The 20,441-nt window shown below is 69.8% G+C and carries 24 protein-coding genes and 1 pseudogene; 16 read left to right on the top strand and 9 right to left on the bottom strand.

Annotation, left to right across the window (positions count from 1 at the left end; all coding sequences use genetic code 11):
• Window positions 1–75: 75 nt before the first annotated feature.
• Both H4W81_RS38380 and H4W81_RS38375 read left to right on the top strand, forming a co-directional pair.
• Window positions 76–345, top strand: a complete 270-nt coding sequence (locus tag H4W81_RS38380) for a hypothetical protein (RefSeq protein ID WP_192779277.1) — start codon at window positions 76–78, stop codon at window positions 343–345.
• Window positions 338–769 carry a PIN domain-containing protein gene (locus H4W81_RS38375; RefSeq protein ID WP_192779276.1) on the top strand — a complete coding sequence of 144 codons (432 nt, stop codon included), beginning with the start codon at window positions 338–340 and terminating at the stop codon, window positions 767–769. Before H4W81_RS38380 ends, H4W81_RS38375 begins: the two co-directional genes overlap by 8 nt.
• A 174-nt stretch (window positions 770–943) precedes the next feature.
• On the opposite strand, the gene H4W81_RS38370 is transcribed toward H4W81_RS38375, so the two are convergent.
• From H4W81_RS38370 to lpdA, 4 genes and pseudogenes are all read right to left on the bottom strand, one after another.
• Window positions 944–1,279 (bottom strand): MmcQ/YjbR family DNA-binding protein, encoded by a 336-nt coding sequence (locus H4W81_RS38370; protein WP_192779275.1) that lies wholly within the window; start codon window positions 1,277–1,279, stop codon window positions 944–946.
• 32 nt (window positions 1,280–1,311) lie between these two features.
• Window positions 1,312–2,193, bottom strand: coding sequence for a tetratricopeptide repeat protein (locus H4W81_RS38365; RefSeq protein WP_192779274.1), 882 nt, complete (start codon window positions 2,191–2,193; stop codon window positions 1,312–1,314).
• Window positions 2,194–2,434: 241 nt separating this feature from the next.
• Window positions 2,435–2,620, bottom strand: a pseudogene (locus H4W81_RS50355) (winged helix-turn-helix domain-containing protein); the annotation flags it as partial.
• 849 nt (window positions 2,621–3,469) lie between these two features.
• Window positions 3,470–4,849: a dihydrolipoyl dehydrogenase gene (gene lpdA, locus H4W81_RS38355; RefSeq protein ID WP_192779272.1), complete on the bottom strand. Its 1,380-nt coding sequence runs from the start codon at window positions 4,847–4,849 to the stop codon at window positions 3,470–3,472.
• A 75-nt stretch (window positions 4,850–4,924) separates the two neighbouring features.
• On the opposite strand from lpdA, the gene H4W81_RS38350 reads away from it, so the two are divergent.
• The 7 genes from H4W81_RS38350 to H4W81_RS38320 all read left to right on the top strand — a co-directional run bounded on the left by H4W81_RS38350 (window position 4,925) and on the right by H4W81_RS38320 (window position 10,333).
• Window positions 4,925–5,440 (top strand): TetR/AcrR family transcriptional regulator, encoded by a 516-nt coding sequence (locus H4W81_RS38350; RefSeq protein ID WP_192779271.1) that lies wholly within the window; start codon window positions 4,925–4,927, stop codon window positions 5,438–5,440.
• A 70-nt stretch (window positions 5,441–5,510) separates the two neighbouring features.
• A complete protein-coding gene (locus tag H4W81_RS38345; protein WP_192779270.1) occupies window positions 5,511–5,891 on the top strand; it encodes a DUF4267 domain-containing protein in 381 nt (126 codons plus the stop codon).
• A 145-nt stretch (window positions 5,892–6,036) separates the two neighbouring features.
• Window positions 6,037–6,636 carry a biotin transporter BioY gene (locus tag H4W81_RS38340; RefSeq protein ID WP_192779269.1) on the top strand — a complete coding sequence of 200 codons (600 nt, stop codon included), beginning with the start codon at window positions 6,037–6,039 and terminating at the stop codon, window positions 6,634–6,636.
• A 7-nt stretch (window positions 6,637–6,643) separates the two neighbouring features.
• Window positions 6,644–7,960, top strand: a complete 1,317-nt coding sequence (locus H4W81_RS38335; RefSeq protein WP_192779268.1) for a class I adenylate-forming enzyme family protein — start codon at window positions 6,644–6,646, stop codon at window positions 7,958–7,960.
• Window position 7,961: 1 nt separating this feature from the next.
• A complete protein-coding gene (locus H4W81_RS38330) occupies window positions 7,962–9,065 on the top strand; it encodes a thiolase family protein (RefSeq protein ID WP_192779267.1) in 1,104 nt (367 codons plus the stop codon).
• Window positions 9,066–9,740 (top strand): energy-coupling factor ABC transporter ATP-binding protein, encoded by a 675-nt coding sequence (locus H4W81_RS38325; protein WP_192779266.1) that lies wholly within the window; start codon window positions 9,066–9,068, stop codon window positions 9,738–9,740.
• Complete coding sequence (locus tag H4W81_RS38320; RefSeq protein ID WP_192779265.1) at window positions 9,737–10,333, top strand: energy-coupling factor transporter transmembrane component T family protein; 597 nt, start codon at window positions 9,737–9,739, stop codon at window positions 10,331–10,333. The genes H4W81_RS38325 and H4W81_RS38320 overlap by 4 nt, the downstream gene beginning before the upstream one ends.
• On the opposite strand, the gene H4W81_RS38315 is transcribed toward H4W81_RS38320, so the two are convergent.
• Window positions 10,330–11,154 carry an NmrA family NAD(P)-binding protein gene (locus H4W81_RS38315; RefSeq protein WP_192779264.1) on the bottom strand — a complete coding sequence of 275 codons (825 nt, stop codon included), beginning with the start codon at window positions 11,152–11,154 and terminating at the stop codon, window positions 10,330–10,332. The genes H4W81_RS38320 and H4W81_RS38315 overlap by 4 nt on opposite strands.
• A 177-nt stretch (window positions 11,155–11,331) precedes the next feature.
• Here H4W81_RS38315 and H4W81_RS38310 point away from each other — a divergent pair, with 177 nt between their 5' ends.
• A complete protein-coding gene (locus tag H4W81_RS38310; RefSeq protein WP_192779263.1) occupies window positions 11,332–11,706 on the top strand; it encodes a hypothetical protein in 375 nt (124 codons plus the stop codon).
• A gap of 27 nt (window positions 11,707–11,733) precedes the next feature.
• On the opposite strand, the gene H4W81_RS38305 is transcribed toward H4W81_RS38310, so the two are convergent.
• Window positions 11,734–12,585 carry a phosphotransferase family protein gene (locus H4W81_RS38305; protein WP_318782293.1) on the bottom strand — a complete coding sequence of 284 codons (852 nt, stop codon included), beginning with the start codon at window positions 12,583–12,585 and terminating at the stop codon, window positions 11,734–11,736.
• A 354-nt stretch (window positions 12,586–12,939) separates the two neighbouring features.
• On the opposite strand from H4W81_RS38305, the gene H4W81_RS49005 reads away from it, so the two are divergent.
• From H4W81_RS49005 to H4W81_RS38285, 5 genes are all read left to right on the top strand, one after another.
• Window positions 12,940–13,062 (top strand): hypothetical protein, encoded by a 123-nt coding sequence (locus tag H4W81_RS49005; RefSeq protein WP_264083220.1) that lies wholly within the window; start codon window positions 12,940–12,942, stop codon window positions 13,060–13,062.
• Window positions 13,063–13,272: 210 nt separating this feature from the next.
• Window positions 13,273–14,190, top strand: coding sequence for a hypothetical protein (locus H4W81_RS38300; protein WP_192779261.1), 918 nt, complete (start codon window positions 13,273–13,275; stop codon window positions 14,188–14,190).
• Between the two features lie 3 nt (window positions 14,191–14,193).
• Complete coding sequence (locus H4W81_RS38295; protein ID WP_192779260.1) at window positions 14,194–14,499, top strand: winged helix-turn-helix domain-containing protein; 306 nt, start codon at window positions 14,194–14,196, stop codon at window positions 14,497–14,499.
• Window positions 14,500–14,530: 31 nt separating this feature from the next.
• The gene (locus H4W81_RS38290) at window positions 14,531–14,815 is read left to right on the top strand and encodes a PadR family transcriptional regulator (protein ID WP_318782290.1); all 285 of its coding nucleotides are present in this window, start codon (window positions 14,531–14,533) and stop codon (window positions 14,813–14,815) included.
• Window position 14,816: 1 nt separating this feature from the next.
• Window positions 14,817–15,329: a hypothetical protein gene (locus H4W81_RS38285; RefSeq protein ID WP_192779259.1), complete on the top strand. Its 513-nt coding sequence runs from the start codon at window positions 14,817–14,819 to the stop codon at window positions 15,327–15,329.
• A 321-nt stretch (window positions 15,330–15,650) separates the two neighbouring features.
• On the opposite strand, the gene H4W81_RS38280 is transcribed toward H4W81_RS38285, so the two are convergent.
• The 3 genes from H4W81_RS38280 to H4W81_RS38270 all read right to left on the bottom strand — a co-directional run bounded on the left by H4W81_RS38280 (window position 15,651) and on the right by H4W81_RS38270 (window position 19,795).
• Complete coding sequence (locus tag H4W81_RS38280; RefSeq protein WP_192779258.1) at window positions 15,651–17,984, bottom strand: hypothetical protein; 2,334 nt, start codon at window positions 17,982–17,984, stop codon at window positions 15,651–15,653.
• A gap of 384 nt (window positions 17,985–18,368) precedes the next feature.
• A complete protein-coding gene (locus tag H4W81_RS38275) occupies window positions 18,369–19,040 on the bottom strand; it encodes an acetoacetate decarboxylase family protein (RefSeq protein WP_225958994.1) in 672 nt (223 codons plus the stop codon).
• Window positions 19,041–19,621: 581 nt separating this feature from the next.
• On the bottom strand, window positions 19,622–19,795 hold the full coding sequence (locus H4W81_RS38270) for a hypothetical protein (protein ID WP_192779256.1): 174 nt from the start codon (window positions 19,793–19,795) through the stop codon (window positions 19,622–19,624).
• 149 nt (window positions 19,796–19,944) lie between these two features.
• Between H4W81_RS38270 and H4W81_RS38265 the strand changes: the two genes are divergently transcribed.
• Window positions 19,945–20,394, top strand: a complete 450-nt coding sequence (locus H4W81_RS38265) for a hypothetical protein (protein ID WP_192779255.1) — start codon at window positions 19,945–19,947, stop codon at window positions 20,392–20,394.
• Window positions 20,395–20,441 lie beyond the last annotated feature (47 nt).

The raw sequence follows: 20,441 nt of genomic DNA, 5'->3' as shown, positions 1-20,441 counted from the left end.
GCCGTAGGGGAGACTGCTCGCGCCTTCGACCCAACCTGCGGACAACAAGGGCCACCCGCGAGTATGATCCCGAGTATGAGCGGAGGCAGGAAGACCAGGATCACCATCACAGTGGATCCTGACGTGGTCGAATACGCCGAGCACCTCGTCGCCAGCGGCAAGGCCACCAGCGTCGCAGCCGTCTTCAACGACGCCATCGCAGCCAAGCGCATCGCTGACCAGCGAGCGTTGGCCCTGCTACGCGAACGCGCCGCCCATGCGAACACCGAACGCGTCGCCCGCATGATGGCCCACGTCAAGCAGCAGCTCTCCACCAAGGGCTTTCCGGTGACGTCTGGTGAGTGATTTCTCTCCCACCCCTCACATCCTCGACTCCACGATCCTGGCGGACATCGCCCGTGGCGATGCCGACCTCATCGGGTTCCTGCAGGACTTCGACAGAGCCGGTCAAGCCCTGGTGATCCCCTCACTGACGACCGCGGGAGCGCTGCTGGACAGTCGGGGCCTGCCAGATGCCCAGCAGCTCTTGGCCGGTCTGGCAGCGTTCGAGCGGACCACCGTCGCCCCGCTGGACGGCGTCCACCAGGCGGCCAAGCTCGCAGACATGATCGCCATTACCGGATTGAGCCCGTACGACGCTCATGTGGCGGCCATCGCGGATGTGGCCGTCTGTCCGATCCTGACGCTGAATGCCGCGCACTGGGATGCTCCATCCCGCGCCCTTTCCCAGCCGCTCACCATCGTCGAGGTCGCCGAGCCGGAGGAGTAGAAGGACGCCGCCCACCGGCTCCACCGTTCATCGCGTCAGCACGCCCCGTTCCTGGCCCAGTAGTCCCTGTGGAACCGGCGCGACACGCGGGGGTGCAGGGGGGCGGGGAGCTGGGCCCCCCGTCAGCCAGTCCGGGCCCCACGCGCGAAGCTCGCCACGCGCAGGCCCATGTCGTCAGAAGGTGGATTCGAGAAGGCGTTTGGGGGCGGACAGCGACCACGCCTCGGTAACCATTTCGGTCAGCTCGTCGGCCTCGATGCCCGCCAGCCGCACCACCACCCACCCGAACCGGCCCGCCGTGAACTGGATCTCGAACACCTCGGGCCGCTCCGCCACCAGCGCGAGCTGTTCCTCCACCGTGGCCTTCAGCCCGACGGTCTCGGTCTCCTCCCACAGGTAGCCGAAGCCCTTGCCGCGCACCTTGAACCCGACATAGCCGGCGCTCTCGTGCTGCGACACCTCGGGCAACCGCAGGACGATCGCCATGAACTCCTCGACGCTCACACCCATGCAACAGATGTAACCAGACGGCGCCGACAGTTCTAGGCCACGGCCCTGGCGATGACCTCGTCCAGGTCGAAGGCCGCGCCCTTGTCCGCGATCTCCTGGAAGGCCGCCTCGCCCAGCACCGCGACCGCCCGCCTGACCGCCTCCTCGCTGTGTCCCATGAAGGGCGGCGACCCGAACAGCCGCTGCAGTCCGAACCGCTGCCATCCCGCCTCGGCGGCGCCGAGCAGGAGCGCGGCCTGCTCGGCGGACGCCGCGTCGGGCGAGCCGTCCGTGAGGAGCCAGGCGAGTGTCTCCATGACCAGCAGCGACCCGATGATGTCGTGGAACTCCTGCTTGCTGCGCAGCGCCCGCTGCGCTGAGGTGATCGCCCTGGAGGTACGGCCGAGCGCCCGGTGGACGTCGGCCAGTGCCCAGTACGCGTAGGAGCGCGCCCACTGCTCGCCGTTCGCCTCGCACAGGTCGAGGCACTCGCCGAGCAGGTGTTCGGCGTTCTCCGGCTGACCCTGCGCGCCCAGACACTGGGCCAGCTCCACGATCGCGGGCAGCAGCCCGGGGTTGAGCCCGCCCTCCGCCCTGAACGACTTGACCGCCAGTTCGAGGTAGGCGGTCGCCCTGGGGAAGTCGCCGCGCAGGTAGGCGCAGAGGCCGGTCATCTTCGAGGCGTAGGTCATCGCCTCGGAGTCGCCCAGCAGCGCGGCCTCCTCGGCGCAGCGGCGGGCGAGCCGTTCGGCCCGTTCGATGTCGCCCTGGCCCGAGGCGACGAAGGCGCGCACCCACAGCGCCTTGCACCGTTCCCTGCTCGGCCTCCTGCTGGCCTTCAGCGCCCGGTCGAGGTAGTGGGCGCCCTCGCCGGTGAACCCGCAGGCGTGCCAGAGGAACCACAGGGAGGCGGCCAGGTCGAGTCCGCGCTCCACCTCGTGCGGGTGTCGCCAGGCAGTGCTCCATGCTGGCCATGACGTTGGGGTGCTCGACCACCATCCGCAGGTACCAGTAGACCTGCCTGGAGCCCATCGACCAGCTGCGCTCGGCCTGCCTGGCCAGGTCGAGGTAGTAGTCGCGGTGCCTGGCGCACAGCCACGCCGTCTCGTCGAGCTCCTCCAGGCGTTCGGCGCCGTAGGCACGGATGGTGTCGAGCAGGCGGTAGCGCCCTGAGGAGGGCGTCCTGGTCACGATCGACTTGTCCACCAGGCCGGTCAGCGCGTCGGCCACCGCGGCCTCGGGCAGCTCGTCGCTGGCGCAGACGAACCTGACCGCGGCCAGGTCGAAGGAGCCGGCGAAGACCGCGAGCCTGGCCCAGAGCAGCCGCTCGTCGGCCTCGCACAGCTCGTGGCTCCAGCCCATCGTGGCGCGCAGCGCGTGGTGGCGGGTGGGCCCGATGCCGTGGGGCTCCCTGCGCAGCAGCCGGAACCTGTCGCTCAGCAGGGAGAGGATCTGTTCGGCCGAGAGCGCGGACAGCCGTCCCGCGGCCAGCTCGATGGCCAGCGGCATGCGGTCGAGATGGCGGCAGATCTGCGCGACGGTCCGCCGGTCGGGGAGCAGGTCGGGCTGGACGAGCGCGGCCCTGTCCATGAAGAGGGCGACGGCGTCCGCCTCGTCCAGCGGCGGCAGTGGTAAGCGCTGTTCGTCGTCGAGGCCGAGGGGTTGCCTGCTGGTGGCGAGGATCCGTACGCCGTAGCCGCTCAGCAACCGTTCGACCAGCTCGGCGCAGTCGGCCACGAGGTGCTCGCAGGTGTCGAGGACGAGCAGCAGGTCCTTGTCGCGGACGAAGTCGACGAGGAAGTCGACGCTGTCGCGAGTGGAGCGATCTTGCAGCCCGAGCGCGGCGATCAGCGCGTGGGGCAGCAGCTGCGGGTCACGGACCTGGGAGAGGTCGGCCATCCACACGCCGTCGGGGAAGCGGCCGTGCTGGACGCCCGCCGCGCGCAGGGCGAGCCTGGTCTTGCCGACCCCGCCGGGGCCCGTCACCGTGACCAGGCGAGAGGCAGCCAGCATCTCGGTGAGCCTGAGCAGGTGCTCACCTCGGCCGATGAAGGAGGCGAGCTCGGCGGGGAGATTCCCACCGCGGCGCCAGCCAGGTGGTGCGTCCATGCGACCCTCCTCGGACAGAGGATAGACCGATGGGGCGGGAGCGCCGCAAGAAGCGACCGGCTCCTCGGGCCCCTGGGGCCCGAGGACGCCTGCGCGCGGACGTCACATGTTGATCATGTGGCCCGCGAGGCCGTGGATCGCCTCCTTGACCGCCTCGCCGAGCGTCGGGTGGGCGTGCACGTTGCGCGCCACCTCGTGGACGGTGAGGTCCCACTGCTGGGCCAGGGTCAGCTCGGGCAGCAGCTCGGTGACCTCGGGACCGATCAGGTGGGCGCCGAGCAGCTCGCCGTGCGTGTCGTCAGCGATGATCTTGACGAAGCCCTGGGCGTCGCCGAGGCCGTGGGCCTTGCCGTTCGCGGTGAAGGGGAACTTGACCACCTTCACGTCGTAGCCCAGGTCGCGGGCCTGGGCCTCGGTGAAGCCGAAGCTGGCGATCTGCGGCTGGCAGTACGTCGCGCGCGGGATCATCGTGAAGTCGACCTCCATGGTCTCCGCGCCGCCGATCGTCTCGGCCGCGATGATGCCCATGGCCTCGGCCGCGTGCGCCAGCATCAGCTTGGCGGTCACGTCGCCGATGGCGTAGATGTGCGGCACGTTGGTGCGCCCGCGCCCGTCGACCTCGATCGCGCCCCTGTCGGTCAGCTTGACGCCGGTGTTCTCGAGACCGTAGCCCTCCACGCGCGGCTGGAAGCCGATGGCCTGGAGCACCTTGTCGGCCTCCAGCACCTGCTGCTGGCCGTCCTTGGAGACCGTCACCTTGACCGAGGCGCCGGTGTCCTCGATGTTGTCGACCCTGGTCGAGGTGAGCACGTCGATGCCGAGCTTGCGGTAGCGCTTGGCCAGCTCCTTCGACACCTCCTCGTCCTCGAGCGGCACCATGCGGTCGAGGAACTCGACGATCGTCACCTTGACGCCGTAGTTGTGCAGCACGTAGGCGAACTCCACGCCGATGGCGCCGGCGCCCGCGATGATGATGCTGCCGGGCAGCTGCTCGGTGAGGATCTGCTCCTCGTAGGTGACCACGCGCTCCGACAGGCTGGTGCCGGGGATCAGTTTGGTGGTGGTGCCCGCGGCGATGATGCAGTTGCCGAAGGTGATGGTCTCGCCGTTCACCTCGATGGTGTTGGCGTCGACGAAGGTGCCGCGGCCGTCGTACTCCGTGATGGCGTTCTTCTTCATCAGGAAGTGGACGCCCTTGACGCGGCCGTCGGCGACCTTGCGGCTGCGCTCGAAGGCGGCGCCGTAGTCGAAGGTCACCTCACCGCTGATGCCGAAGGTCTTGGCCTCCTTGGTGAAGATGTGCGCGAGCTCCGCGTTGCGCAGCAGCGCCTTGGACGGGATGCAGCCCACGTTCAGGCAGACGCCGCCCCAGTACTTCTCCTCGATGACGGCCGTGCGAAGGCCGAGCTGGGCGGCGCGGACCGCCGCCGTGTATCCCCCGGGCCCCGCGCCGAGGACGACAACGTCGAAGTGAGTGCTCATGCTCCGGACACTATTGGACGCGGATTGATCGGTTGTACTTGACCCCGTTAGTGATTAGCCACTAACTTACTCCTCATGGTCAGAATGAGCGCCGAGGAACGGCGCGAGAGCGTCATCCGCGCCGCGATCTCCGAGTTCGCCCGTGGCGGCTACCACGGCACCTCCACCGAGGCGATCGCCCGCCGGGTCGGCGTCAGCCAGCCGTACCTCTTCAGGCTCTTCCCCGGCAAGCAGGCCATCTTCCTGGCGGCGGCCACCCGCTGCCTGTCGGAGACGCGCCGCGTGATGGAGGAGGCCTGCACCGACGCCGACCCGCACATGTCGATGGCCGCGGCCTACAAGGACCTCATCAAGGACCGCGACATCCTGCTCATGCAGATGCAGGTCTACGTCGCCGTGGCCGCCATGGAGGACGAGTTCGGCGCGGAGGTCCGCAAGGTGTGGGAGGGCTGGTGGGACTCCATGCACCTGCTCCTCGGCGCCGACGCGCACGAGACGACCTTCTTCATGTCGTACGGCATGCTCATCAACACCCTGGTCTCGCTCGGCTTCCCGGCGAACCATCGCGTCTGGGCCGACTTCGCCTCCTGACCGCCACTCCAGGCGGCAATGCTTCGCGCCCGCGAAACTTAGTGACCAATAACTAATAAAGGAGCCCATCATGACCCGCCTCGCCACCGCTCTCGCCGTTCTCGGCGGCCTGTTCATCACCTACATCGGCGTCAACTACCTGCTCGACCCGCAGGCCATCGCCGCCGGATTCGGCCTGCCGGCCGTCCCGTCCGACAACGCGTTCTTGCACGTCAAGGGCGTTCGCGACCTGGCCAGCGGGCTCATCGTCTTCACCCTGCTGGCCGCCCGCCAGCGTCGCGCCCTCGGCTGGACGATGCTCGCCATGTCCTTCATTCCCTTCGGCGACGCCGCCATCGTGCTCGGCCACGACGGGACGCCCGCCCAGGCGTACCTCATGCACGGCGGCACCGCCGTGCTCGTCGCCCTGACCGGCGTGCTGCTCCTGCGGACCGCTCACGCCCGGCCCTGAAGAAGCGCACCACGTGCAGGCAGGGGCCGTTGCTCTCTCGCATGGCGGGTACCGTTGTCACGTCCTTGTAGCTCAGACGAACACCAAGAATGTTGTGGGATCTCACCATGCTCGAACCCGGACATCCTGGTGTGGGATCAGACGCATGAAGAATGAATCCCCCAGCCGCAGGTTCCCGACGGGCGACCTGGCGAGGATCAGCGTGTTCGCCGCGCTGATCGCCGTGCTCGGTCTGCCGGGCGCGCTCAACGTCTTCGGCAACGCCGTCCCCATCACCCTCCAGACGTTCGGCGTGATGCTGGCGGGGGCGATTCTCGGATCGTGGCGCGCGGCCCTCGCGGTCGCCGTGCTGATCCTGCTGGTCGCCGCGGGTCTGCCGCTGCTGGCGGGCGGACGCGGCGGGCTCGGCGTCTTCACCGGGCCGTCGGTGGGCTTCCTGATCGGCTGGCTGCCCGGCGCGTTCCTGACCGGCTGGCTCGTCGAGCGCGGCGGCACGACCCCCGGCATCGTCCGGCTGGTCGTCGCCTGCCTGGCCGGCGGCGTCGGCGTGATCTACCTGGTGGGCATCCCCGTGCAGGCCGCGATCACCGGCCTGCCGCTGGCCCAGACGGCGCTGCTCAGCGTGTGGTTCGTGCCGGGCGACGTGGCCAAGGCGGTGCTGGCCGCCGTCGTGGCCAGGGGCACCCAGCGGGCCTACCCCGACGCGATTCCCGCCGTCCACAGCGAGCGCGTCAAGGCCGGTTGAGCCGAGCATGCCGGTCGCCGCACAGGTCCTGCGCCACGCCACCGAACGTCCACACCAGCCGGCACTGTGCGGACCTGAGGGCTCGCTCACCTATGCCCAGCTGTGGGAGCGGGTCAGCACCCGGCGCCTCGGGGACAAGGGCCTGATCGCGATCACTCTCACCGACCCGGTGGAGCAGCTCGTGACCGTCCTGGCCGCCGACCTGGCGGGGGCCACGCCGCTGCTGTGCGAGCGGGACCAGTTCGCCAGGGTGACGGCCGCGGTCCCCGTGGGCCTGCACGTCGACGCCCCTCTGCCGACCACCCCCGACCCGGCCCCCGCGCCGGGCGAGGGGCCGGACGACCTGGCGTGGGCGTGCCTCACCTCGGGCAGCACCGGCAGGCCGCGCGCGGTCGTGCGCACCCGCCACTCGTGGACGGGCTCCTTCCCCTATCTGAGCGAGCTGGCGGCCATCGGCCCCGACGACGTCGTGCTGGTGCCGGGCCCGCTGGTCTCCTCCCTGTACGGCTTCGCCGCCGTGCACGCGCTGGCGGCGGGCGCCACGGTCATCGTGCCCGGACGCTGGTCGCCGGGATCGCTGACGGTCCAGCTCAGGCGGGCGACCGTGGCGCACCTGGTGCCGCACCGACTGCCCGCCGTCCTCGCGGTGGCGGCGGAGGTCGGCGGGCCGCTGCGCACGGCAGTCGTCGGCGGCGCGGCGCTGCCCGCGCGCTCCCGCGCCATGGCGGCCGAGGCGGGAGTGCGCGTGATCTCCTACTACGGCGCGACCGAGATGTCCTTCGTGGCCGTCGACACCGACGGCTCCGGGCTGCGGCCCTTCCCCCGCGTGGAGATCGAGGTCAGGCAGGGCGAGGTCTGGACGCGCTCGCCGTGGATGGCGGAGGGATACCTGGCAGGCGCGGCCGGTCCGCTGACGACCGACGGCGAGGGCTGGACGAGCGTGGGCGATCTCGCCGAGCCGTACCGTCCAGGCGAGGCGCTGAGGTTGCGCGGCAGAGGCGACGGCGCGATACAGACCGGCGGCGCGACCGTGGTGCCCGAGGACGTCGAGGCCGTGCTCCGCGACGTGCGGGGCGTCACCGACCTGGTCGTCGTCGGCTCACCGCACCCCCAGCTCGGCTCGGTCGTCACCGCGGTCGTGGAGGGCTCGCCGTCGCGGGCGGCGCTCGAGACGGCCGCGCGCGCGAGCCTCGACCCCGCGCAGCGGCCCCGGCGCTGGTACGCCATGGCTGCCCTGCCCCGCACCCCCACGGGCAAGCCCGCGCGCGCCCTGGTCGCCGCCCGTCTCGCGGACGCCGATCCCGCGATCAGGCGGCTGGTGTGAGATGAGCGAGCAGCCCGTCGTCGTGGCGGCGCGCCGTACCCCCATCGGCACCGCGGGCCACGCCTTCAGGTCGCTGACGGCCGACCGGCTCGCCGCCCCCGTCATCGCGGCGGTCGCGGCCGACGTCGGGCACCGTCCCGTCGACGACGTGGTGCTCGGCAACTGCATGGGCCCCGGCGGCAACCTGGCCCGCGTGTCCGCGCTGGCGGCCGGGCTCGGGCACAAGGTCCCCGGCGTGACCGTCGACCGCCAGTGCGGCAGCGGGCTGGCCGCGATCCTGGTGGCGGGGCAGGCGATCCGCGCGGGAGACATGGAGCTGGTGATCGCGGGCGGGGCGGAGAGCGCCTCCACCGCGCCGCTGCGGACCATGCGCGGCGCCGCCGAGCCGTACCCTAGGGCGCCTTTTGCCCCCGACGGCCACCCCGACCCTGACATGGGACCGGCGGCCGAGGCCCTGGCGGCGGCGCGCGGCGTGACCAGGGAGCGGCAGGACGCCTACGCCCACCGCAGCCACGCCCTGGCGCTGGCCGCCGACTTCGGCGAGGAGATCGTGCCCGTCGGCGGCAGGTCCGCCGACGAGCGACCGCGCGCGCTGCGCATGGCCACGCTCGCCAGGTTCCCCGCCGCTTTCGTGCCCGGCGGCACGGTCACGGCCGGCAACTCTTCTCCCATCAGCGACGGCGCGGCCGCCGTCGCCCTCGTCCCGGACCGGTCTCGCGACGGGCTGCCCGGGCTGCGGCTGGTGGCGGGCGCGGTCGTCGGCTGCGATCCCGCGCTGCCCGGCTGGGGTCCCGTGCCTGCCGTACGGCGGGTGCTGGGCCGTACCGGGGTGACGATGGAGCAGGTCGCGGCGGTCGAGATCGTGGAGGCGTTCGCCGCGCAGGTCCTCGCGGCGACCGACGCGCTGGAGGCCGACCTCGACCGCGTCTGCGCCGACGGTGGCGCGCTCGCCCTCGGCCACCCTTGGGGCGCGACCGGCGCGGTCGTCGTGACCAGGCTGTTCAGCAGGCTCGTGCGGGCGGGCGCGCCCCAGGGCACCCTGGGTCTCGCGGCGGCCGCGGTGGGCGGCGGCCTGGGCGTCGCCGCCCTGTTCGAGGTGGTGTGAGTGATCGAGTTCACCGACGTCCACGTACGGCTCGGCCGGCGCGACGTGCTGACCGGCCTCACGCTCTCCCTCACCGAGCGTCGCGTCGGCGTGGTCGGCGCGAACGGCTCGGGCAAGAGCACGCTGGCCCGCCTGATCAACGGCCTGGCCATGCCCACCTCGGGCACCGTCACGGTCCTCGGCCACGACACCCGCCGCCACGCCGCGCGCATCAGGCGCGAGGTCGGCTTCCTGTTCACCGACCCAGACGCGCAGATCGTCATGCCCACCGTCGCCGAGGACGTCGCCTTCTCGCTGCGCCGCAAGGGCCTGTCCGCCGCCGAGGTGGCGGCCAGGGTCGAGGAGGTGCTGACCAGGCACGGGCTGGCCGGCCACGCCGACCACCCGGCCCACCAGCTGTCGGGCGGGCAGAAGCAGCTGCTCGCCCTCTGCTCCGTCCTGGTGCTCGAACCACGGATCCTGGTCATGGACGAGCCCACCACGCTGCTCGACCTGCGCCACTCCCGCGTGGTGGCCGAGCTGCTGGGCGGACTCCCCCAGCAGGTCGTCGTGGTCACCCACGACCTCGGGCTGCTCGACTCCTTCGACCGGGTGCTCGTACTCGACCAGGGCAGGGTCGTCGCCGACGGGCTGCCCTCGTCCTCGATCGACCACTATCGCAAGCTCATGTCGTGATCGGGAACTACGCTCCAGGCGACTCGCTCCTGCACCGCCTGCCCGCGTGGGCCAAGGTGCTGGGCCTGGTCGCGTCGTGCACGGTGCTCGTGCTGCTCGGCTCCCTCCCCGCGCTCGCCGGGTTCATCGCCTTCGTCGCGACCCTGTACGTCGTCTCCGGCGTGGGGTTCGCCGCCGCGTGGGCGCAGATCCGGCCGCTGCGCTGGTTCGCGCTGGTGCTCTTCGTGATGCAGTTCGTGCTGGTGGGCCTCGACGCGGCGGTCGTCTCCACGCTGCGTATCGTCCTCGCGGTCGCCTTGGCCGGGCTGGTCACCCTCACCACCCGCTTCGCGGACATGATGGCCTTCTTCGAGCGCTGCTTCGGCCCGCTGCGCCGGGTGGGCGTCGATCCCTTCCGGGTCTCGTTGCTCCTCTCCCTCACCGTGCGCAGCGTGCCGGTCATCTCGGCGCTCGCGACGCGTGTACGCGAGGCGCAACGGGCCCGCGGCGTCTCGTGGAGCATGCGCGCCTTCGCCATCCCGCTGGTGGTCAGCGCGCTCCGGCACGCGGACGCCCTCGGAGAGGCCCTGAGCGCCCGCGGCCTGGACGACTAGTCCGGCTGGAAGTGCGCCGCGTGCTCGGTGGCCCACTGGGCGAACGTGCGAGGCGGCCGCCCGGTGATCCGCTCGACCGTCGGCACCACCGTGTACGCCTGCGGCGGCGGGTTGCCCTGCCAGTCCGCCAGCAGGTCGATGAGCTCCTCGGCGTAGCCCGCCGTCCGCCAGCGCTCCCTGGCCTGCTCCTCGGTCAGCTCGACGAACTCCAGCTCCCTGCCGAGCACCTGCGCCAGGGCGGCGAGCCGCTGGCGCGCGGTGAACGTCTCGGGACCCGTCAGCGAGTACGACCGGCCGCCGTGCCCGCCCTCGACCAGCACCCTCGCGGAGACCGCGCCGACGTCCGCCTCGTGCACGATCGCGCTCGGCACGTCGGCGAACGGCTCCTCCACCCTGCCCGCCGTCCGGACGGCCGCCGCCCAGCCCAGCGTGTTGCTCATGAAGTCGACGGGCTCCAGCTTGGTCCACTCCAGCTCACTCGCCGCGAACGCCTCCTCGACCGGGCCCGTCTTGCCGTTCCACAGCACCGTGACACGCCGCACCCCGGCCTTCTCCGCCAGCTCGACCAGCTCAGGGCCGGTTCGCAGTGTGGCGTAGTCGTCTCCGCCCACGGTCAGCAGATGCACCCCTGTCACGCCTTCGAACGCGGGGCCGAGGGTGGCGGGATCGGTGAGATCTCCCCGCACCACCTCCACCCCCTCGGGCAGGTTCGCCCTGGCGGGGTCACGGGTCAGCGCCCTGACCCGCTGTCCGTCACGCAGCAGCTCATCGACCACGTGCCGGCCGGCCTTCCCTGTCGCACCTGTTACGAGAAATGTCATGGACGTGGACGGTACGTGCCCGCGCCCTTGAGTCGCATTGGCCGCCAGACCCGGCCGTCATGCGACTTTCGACCTAGGACTCAGCGGCTTCTGAGAGGCCGGCGGCACTGACCGCGGCAGCGCCCGAGCGCGAACGCCGAAGCCGATCTGTCGTAGCTGATCGCTACTGTCTCGCGCATGACCCACGAGACCGTGATCGCGACCTGGCGACAGCTGCTGCATCCCGCCAGGTCGTGGGTGCTGTTCGCCAACGGCACCTGCGTGATCCTGATGGACCCCGCGGGCGACCTGGTCGAGCAGGCGAAGGACCTGCTCCGCGAGTTCGGCCCGGTTCAGGCGGGCACGCCCGCGGGCGACTTCACCACCATCGACCTCGACGACGCGCCGGGCTGGGCCGTGACGAGCCACCACCCCGACATCCTCACCTACGTCGCCGACGACGAGCTCGACGCCGGCGACGACCTCACGGTCGGGCTCTTCGGGCGGAGCAAGCGCGACCAGGACGGGCACGAGCTGCACGTCGTCCACGTCGAGGACAACCGCCTCTCCTGACCGCCTCTCCTGATCGCGGCGCGCGCCTCAGCCCGTCGCGGATTCGGCCTGGCGTTCCAGGTGGCGCGCGGTCGACTCGACGTAGCGGTCCACGACGTCCGGCGGCTCACCGTTCACGAGCGCGGCGCCGATCTGCTCGATCGCGAACGTGCCGGCCCACACCCGCGCTCGCCGGTAGGTCTCGCCGTCCACCGCGGACCTCACGGCATCCCAGCCGTGCCAGGCCAGGCAGGCGGCGTCCACCGCCGGGTCGAAGGGCTGGGCGAGATCCCAGTCGAGCACCCCGACGAGGTCGCCCTCGGCACTCCAGCGCACGTTCTCGCCGGCCAGGTCCCCGTGCACCAGCCCCGGCCTGACCTCCTCCAGCGCCAGGGCGGCCTCCACCCTGCGCCGCGCCTCCGGCCGCACCTGGACGGGCAGCCTCGGCAGCACCTCCTCCATGAGCAGCTCCGCCCAGCGCCCTCGGCCGGCGTAGGCGTGAGGTTCGTCCAGCACGTCCTCGAGGAGCGCGAGATCGACGGAGGCGAGGGCGTCCAGCAGCGTCCGGAGCTTTTCGGGATCCCCGCTCCCCTGAGGATGCGCGGCGCCGTCCACCCAACTCACGGCGACGGCCGCACGGCCGTCGACGATGGAGACGGGACCGAGCGGCTCGGGCACCAGGAACGGGAGGTTCATCCCCGCCAGACGGGCCAGCACCTCGGTACGGCGCCGCAACTCGCTCGCCGCCACGTCTCCCTTCGCGACCCGGACGGCGGCGACGCCGGGGACGAGGACCACATCATGGAACTGCCCTTGGGTGAGTCGTGCGCTGGAGAGGTCGGCGCGGGGCAGGAGGACGGCGGCCAGGTCCAGAAGGTGCGCAGAAGGGATGATCACCACCCACCGACCGTACCGCTCGGGGGTGGATATCCCGCCCCGCTCGGCACTCCCGGTGGCTCGATCATGGGCCATCACGCGAGGCACCCCGCACCAACCCGGCTTGGCGAAGTCCGTACTCAGCCGGCGTCCCCGTCTCGTCAGGAGATGAGCGGTCTCCACAGTCCCTCGATGCGTGCCGCCGACCGACTCCCGGTTGTCAATCATGGCCGGTTGTGCGATCGGCGCTTGCCTCCCAGGTACTGGTGAAAACGCGAAGGGCGAGCTCATAGAGGACCCCTGGCTGACGGGCGATGACACAGGGGGAATTCCGGCCGTGCTCCGCATCCTCGTAGAGGGTGATGTAAGCGACTTCATGTGCACGGCAGTACGACGCTGACGAAGGCTGTCGGCATCGCCGAGCAGTACCGCACCGCCAATGGCACGTCCGCCCAACTCAAGAAGGCGGCCCTCTACCTGTACAAGTACGTCAACAAGTAGCAGCCGATCGCAAGAGGGATGGTGCCCTGCTGGGTCCCTGCCGCCATGCTCACCGTGTCGTTGAAGGGCCTGGGCATCGCCCTTGGCATCAGGCTGACCAAGCGCCCTGCTTGCGTCCATCGCCGACAAATCGTGCGCCAAGCGCCGCACGTGGACTGCGCCATCCACCATTACCCTGATGCCCTTCGGTGATCTTTAAGGTGGTGGACGATGCTCCAGGCGGTAGAGGGCGGGCCGTATCGGTGCGCCCTGGTGATCCGCATTGAGGGCGGGGTAGACGATGATCTGTTGGCCGAGATTGCCGAGGCGACGGGCCTGAACTTTGCCTTGTACGGGAACGGGGGCTTCGGCGGCGAGAGCGTGGCAGCGGTATACACGGCCGACGGCAACCTTCTCATGGAGGTGCTGTGCGACGAGGTCGGCGCCAAGGCCTTGTTCATATGGGCGAACTCGACCGAACGCGCGGTCGCGATCCGGGATGTCATCGGCGCGAGGTGGTCGACCTGGAGCGAGCAGATGCTGCGCGCTCAACTTGAGGAGACCTTCGAGGAGCAGCCCACGGCACTGGTGGCGCTCCTGATGGCGGTTGGTGGCGCAACCCCCGAGCCGGAGACGCTGGACCTGCTTCAGCGCGCACTTGACCACGACGACACAAAGGTCCGGCAGGCCGCCGAGTACGCGCGACTGGTCGCCTCGGAGTTCGTTCATCCGCCCGTCGTGATGAGGGCCGAGCCGAAACGAGCGCTGGATGAGATCCTGCGCCCCGCTCGGCCGGTGGAGGGCGACCAGCACTGGGTCACGGTGCGCGCGGGCCTCCCGGACAGGTCGGTTCCCCGCCCCGTGACCTGGCTGCGGACTCCCGTCGACGACCCAGAGGACGTGGCGTTCTGGGCAGGGCAGGCGTACTGGATCCTCTTGGCGATCGACGATCGGGACGACTCGGGGTGGCACGAGGAGATCTTCTGCCCGCGTGACAAACGCACCGCGCTTCACATCGTGCGGCATCCGGCCTTGGGTAACGTGCACGTCGCGCTGCATGGTGAAGCTGTTGACACCACCGCCGCGGCGCTGGTCGAGGACTTGGGTGCGGAAGTCCTCGCCGGGCCGCCCGCGGGCGCGGGCGGGTGACCGGTGAGCCATCCCCGGCACGCGCTCAACGAAATCATCCACGCTCCGGTGCGGCTGTCCATCGTGGCGATGCTCGCGGCGGCGGAGACGGTCGAGTTCCGCTTCCTGAGGGACACGATCGAGGTCAGCGACTCGCTGCTGTCCAAGCACATCGACACGCTGGAGAAGGCGGGTTACGTGCGGGTGGAGAAGGGCTTCGTCGGCAAACGCCCCCGGACCTGGCTGGCGCTGACCGACGAAGGGCGCAGCGCCTTCCAGGACTACACGTCCGTACTTCGGCAGATCACGGAGGGAACCCATCGCGCTTGAGACGCAGGGACTACGGATCACCCCCGCTACCGTGGACGTGATCGAGGCCCTGATGGCCGACCTAGACGCACGCTGGGGTCTGGAGATCATCAAGGCGACAGGTCGGCGCCCGGGGACCGTCTACCTCGCACTCGACCGGCTGGAGCGCAGCGGATGGGTGGTCTCCACCTGGGAGTCGGACGCGGCGCGGAAAGGGCCGCGCCGGCGCCTCTACCGGCTGACGGGGGACGCCCTGCCCGCCGCGCGCCGCGTCGTCGCCAAGCACGCGACCGCGCGCCAGCCGATCGGCCAGAGCTTGCCCCAGCCGGGATTCTGAGGTGGACGCGCTGAGCCGGGGCCTCATCGTCACAGCCGCCGCAATCCTGCCCGGGAAGGCGCGGCGCGAGCGGTACCTCGAGCAGTGGCTCGCCGACGGCGAGGGGTCCGCGGAGTTGGGGATCAGCTCACTGTCCGTGGCGTTCGGCGCCGTCAAGGCCGCGGTGGCGATGAACCTGACCCGCCGCTCGGCCGTGGCGCTCGGGCTCGCGGCCGTCCTGGTCATCGGCGGGATCCGGGTGACGATGACCACGCCCGGCTGGGTGCTCGGCGCCGCCATAGCCATGGCGGGCGTGGCGTTACCGTTCCTGCTGCTGATCATCCGCAGGTTCACGGACCGCGACACGCTCGGAGACTGGGAGGACGCCCTGGCCGCCAGGCAGGCGGGCCTGTCGAAGCGGGCGTCACCGGACGCTGAACCGGACAGGAAACGGCTGTTCGCGCTGGTCTCAGGCGCCGTCCTGGTGGCCCTGGCCGCGCTGCTGCTGCTTTACATCATGTTCAGATTAACGTGATGGGGGGCCTGCGGGTCAGGCAGCGGGTCATGACGTCGATGGCTGATCAGGAGATACGCGCCTCGCTGTGCTGGACGAGTCGTTCGTGGTCGCGGCAGTTGCGACGGGCACTCATGCCCGCGCTGGACGCCAGCACATCACCATCCTCACCTCGGCCAGCGCGTCGGCGACCAGCCCTGACGCCCATTCCTGAGCAACGCACGGCTGTCTCTCCTTCAGTCGCTACCGGGCACGGGCGCGAACTACGGCGCGTAGCTCGACACGCCCCCGGAGATGCTGATGGGCAAGCGGGTGGCCAAGCCAGGGCAGGCGTGAGGCGTGTCACCGCTGAGGCGGCTTGCGGTACGCGACCGGCTTGTCGCCCTTCCCGGGGAACGCCATGATCAGCAGACGTTGGCCACCCTCTTGCAGTCCCTTCCACTTGAACCAGTCGTAGTGCACGCGGATCCGGTAATGACCCGCCCGGCCGTTGAGTGACAGGTCGGGAAATTCGGTTCCGCTCAGATCGTCCCTGAGCACGATCTCGCCAGTGGGGCTTTCGTAGCCGACCTCGGCGACGTGGTCCCAGCCCTTGGTCTCCACCGGCGGGCGGCGGGTGTAGGTCTCCAGGGTGACGCAGAGGTCGTAGTCGGAGTGCGTAAGGATCATCAGGTGGCCGGGGAGGGCGGCTACCAGGCCGTTGTCCTGAGCCTTGTCGAGCAGGCCGTCCTCGTACGGGTCCCCGTCGTCCTCGGTCGGCTCGTACGTCTCCACGACCCCGTGGTCCGTCCACTGGGGTTCCTTCATGCGGATCACCTTGGCCGGTTTGATGAGCGGGCGGTGGGGCGGGCTCGAGTCGCACATGCGCTGCGCGTCGGCCTCCCACTCCTGCATCTCCCGGTCCTGTTCAGCGGCCGCGGCCTTGACCACGGCGTCGGCGCTGGGGCAGATCTCTGCGAGCGGGTAGGTCAGAGCGTCGCGCGTCAGTCCCTGCGTCGTCTGAAGGCGGGCGACCTCCTGGGGATCGTTGCGGGTGTAGATGCTGCACAGCCAGCGGGCGTGGGCGAGGACCATGGCGTCAGGCGTGGTGGCGGCGAGTTTGATCACGTTTCCCTGCCGGAGTGAGCACACGAGTCGCTGGTCCCGGGTGAGCTTAGGCCCCTCGGGCTCACCCCTCCATGCCTCGCGTGGGGTGCAGTCTTCGGCCGCGGTGACCGGGCCGCGGGCCAAGTCCGCCACGGGCACGAACGCGAGCGCGACCAGCGTGGCGACTTGGGCCAGGAGGAGCATACGGCGGCGTGCGCGCTGGGCCAGCGGGGTCGGGTACAGGAACGGCAGGAGCAGGGCGGAGGCGAGCAAGGCCGCGCTGTACCACGCCGGTGAGATGCCGAGGAAGATCTCACCGGCGTGCTTCTGGGTGAACAGGCTCTCCGGGTAGATTTGTGTGCCTTCGTAGAAGCCGCCGAAGTCCTCCGGCACGGGCGTTGCCGTGAGCGCGCTGGCGAAGCCCACGGCCGCGGCGATGATCAGCGTCAGCGTCGTGAACCGCAGGGTGCGGCGGGTCCGGCGCAGGACAGCGGCCAGGATCAGCAGCGCGGGGCCGCCGACGCCGACGAAGACGTCCAGGACGAGCCAGGTCAGAGCGTTCCCGCTGCCCCCGTCCACGCGGACGAACTGCTCGATCACGCCTCTGGGGCCGATCCAGAGGTACTTGCCGTGCGCGAAGTTGACGGCGGCGGGGATCAGCGGCAGCGCGATGGCCACGGCGGCCAACGGCCACCACCTGGCCGCCGGCCGTACCGGCACGTGTCCCGCGTCCGGCTGGGGAAGGGGAGCCGTCAGCTCGTGGGCGGTCCTGGCATCCCACACCAGCCCGAAGACACTGAAAGCACCGAGGAGCGTGTAGACCGTGAGGATGCTGGGGAACCCGCTGCCGCCGAACGAGACCATCCCGGCGGGCTGGAGAACCGATACCGCCTGCGCGATGACGCCTATCCGGACGGTCGCCGCGCTCCAGCGGGGATCCTTGGCCTGGGCGATGAGGATCGACACCGACCACGCCAGCCAGACGTAGCCGTACCCTCCGGCCAGGGTCAAGATCCGCGCGGCGGAGTGCAGGTCGAAGAGGTCGGCGATTTCCTGGCCGAGGGTGCCCACGACGGCGATGGTTCCGACGACGAGGGAAAACAGCCGTAGCCTGCGTGAGACGGTGTCCCGGAGCACCAGGAAGAACAGCCAGACGATGGCCAGTTGCACGCAACCGGAGGCGATTCCCATCACTGACCAGACCCAGTAGATCTTCCATGCGTGGACCAGCGGGGTGCTGGCGATGCTGATCAGGCTGTATCCGATGCCGAGATACAGGGCGAGCCGCAGCAGGCCCACCTTCCTGCCCCGGTGTGTCAGCTCGCCCCTGGCGCGCCCGCGCAACACCTGCCACAGGGCCCACGCCTGAAGCGCTCCGATAAGGATCAGGACGACCGTCAGCCCCCACGGGATGGTGAGGGTTTCTTCGCCGGGGCCGAGAAACCAGTCCATGCCGGAGTCGCGGGTGACGATCTTCCAGAGGAGGTCACCCTGGGCGGTGGTCAGCGCGAAGGCGCCCAGCACAGCGACTACGGCGAGGTAGCCGAGCGCGATCAGGATAGCGATCCTGCCGAAACGGTAGCGACGCATGGCCATCTCATTGGGGGTGAAGCGGTCAAAGCGTCTAACCTTAGCGAGCCACCGAGAAGTTGATCAAACCGTGGCAAGTGCCGGCCTTCGCAAGCCCACAGTCGCTTCCCGCCACGCTGCGGCGCCTGCCCACATGGAGAGGAGCCCCGCGCGGAGCGCGGGACCTTGCCTTTAGGTCAGGCCGAGAGGGCAGGAGAGGCCGGTGCCACCGAAACTGCCGTAACCACGAGGTTCGTGCACGATGCGCACTCCCCAGGCCGCGTCCCGAGACAGAGATGCGCTGCCGGTGGCCCGCAGGCTCTACTGACCAGTGAGCACACGCAGCTGCGGCAGTACCGGCAGGTCTGCCATGACTTGGCTTTGCTTTTAACCCGGTGACGGATGTCAGGCCATTACCGACTCGCCGCCGGGATAGGTGAAGGACGACCGTGGCGAGTAGAAGCCCCACACGATCTGCAGCGGGTCAGCGGGGCGCAGGGCATAGACGGAGTGGCTCGGCTCCAGAAACTCCACCGACACCACCTCGAACGGGTCGACCGGTTCCGCCACGAACGGATAGATCCCGCTGAGCTTCTGCCCGCCGACCTCGGTGATGTAACGCAACTGGCCCCGGTTGACCGCCGTACCGGTGTCACCGACCCGCGCGGTCGTACGGATCACCGGCACACCGTCGGACTCGGTCGTCGCGACCAGATTCCTGCCCCTGACCTCGATCGTGGTACGGCCAGCGGTGGCGGGCACACCTCGAGCGGCCGCGTACTCGCGTACCACAGCGCTGGAGTTGAAGTAGTGCGTCCACCAGCGGCCGGGGGTCACGCCATCGGGGGCGTAGGCATGTTCCAGGTCCGGCCCGATGTAGGTGAGCGAGTACGCACCGAAGCCCGAGGTCTGCTCGGGCCGGTCGACGACGTACTGGTTCATGAAGACCTGTCGGTTGGCCATGGGCTTCAGACCGTCGGGCACCAAGGCCGCGACGGCTTCGGGATCGGCCGGCACCCAGCCGAAGTAGATCATCCGGCTGTTGACGACGAGCTGGGGAGCCACGAGTTCGGGCACGACTTCTCCCTGGCTATCGACGGTGTATAGCCGGAACATACGTTACGTCCCCATGGAGAACAATGCTGGATATATGACACCCTTCGATCCCTCGGGAACCGAGGGTATTCACAAGCTCGAAACCGGTCTGTTCAAGATAGCCGCATGGCCCTTTCCTTAACGGGATTGGCCAGCTGATGACCACCTCGTCGCGGGCATCGGCGGAGAACAAGCGGCCGGTCTCCGTTACGGCCTGGATCGACCGACGTACATGACTCGATCATGGCCGCAGCGAGGATCATGTCGTCACTGACGTGCTCGAAGCGATGGAGATCCTTGGCGCCGTACGGCAGCACCATCTTGCACGATCATCCGCCACCGATCGACATCCACCGCCTGACCGGGGCGTGAGCCCACCGTCTGAACCGCGCCGCCCACTTGCACCGAAGGGGTACGAGCGATCCCCTCGGCGGTTGTGCCGCAGGCCGGCTCACGCTCAGAAGCCGAGCGTGAGCCGTACAAGCAGGATCTGGGACTACTCCTCGGTCGGGAGCAGACGAGTGCATTCGCCTGGCTGCTGTCACAACGTGACCTTCCGCTTTTCAGGTGTGGCAATCGCCCTGCTGCTCCTCGATGAGCTGCGGGCAGAGGGTGCTCGATGGCGTCGGGCGGATGTCACTGGTGGCGGACGTTGCCGTCAGCGTTGCCGTCGCCTCAGCCATGGTCACCGATCGCCCCAGCCCCTCGGCAACGGGAGCGAAGTGGGCGATCGTCACGGTCCCGGCCACTGTCCACTTGACCCGTAGGGTGCCTCCCGCATCCGAGCGGCGGTTCGTGAGGAGTGGCGCCGATCGCGCCGGGTAGAGCGTGCAGCGGGAGAGGAAACGGAAGCGCCGGCGTGCTACGCGTGGAAGGGGGTTCTGTCATGTCTCCCGACTGGGCCTCGGCCTTGCTGCCTCTGGGGGGTGTCATCCTCGGGTTCGCGTGCACCCTGATTGGTCAGTTCATGGTCACGAGGGAGACAAAGCGGCAGGCGCTGGCGAAGGCGGCGGCTGCTCGCCGAGAGGAACGCAAGCAGGCGATCATGGCTTTCATGGACGTCTGCCAGGAGGTGGGCACCATCGCGCAGGCGCGTCACATCGGAGGTGGCGTGCCGGAGGACGTCCAGGCGAAAACAGATCTGCTGTGGGTACGCCAGAGATTCATCGACATCGTTGGAAGCCCCTCCCTGCGGCGCGCCACCCACGAACTCGCTGAGCGTTTGACCACCGCCATGTATCGAGGCACACCCTCGGGCGTGTCAGTCCGGGAGTTCCTTCGAGAGGACAGCGATCGAGTCATCCAGGCCGCCCGCGAGGAGCTGGGCTTCTCCTAGCCCAGATGTTCACGTCCTCCGGCCCAAAGCTGGCCGGAGGACGTAGC

This window comes from Nonomuraea africana, assembly GCF_014873535.1.
GTDB lineage: Bacteria > Actinomycetota > Actinomycetes > Streptosporangiales > Streptosporangiaceae > Nonomuraea > Nonomuraea africana.
This window is presented reverse-complemented; position numbering and strand designations above follow the sequence as displayed.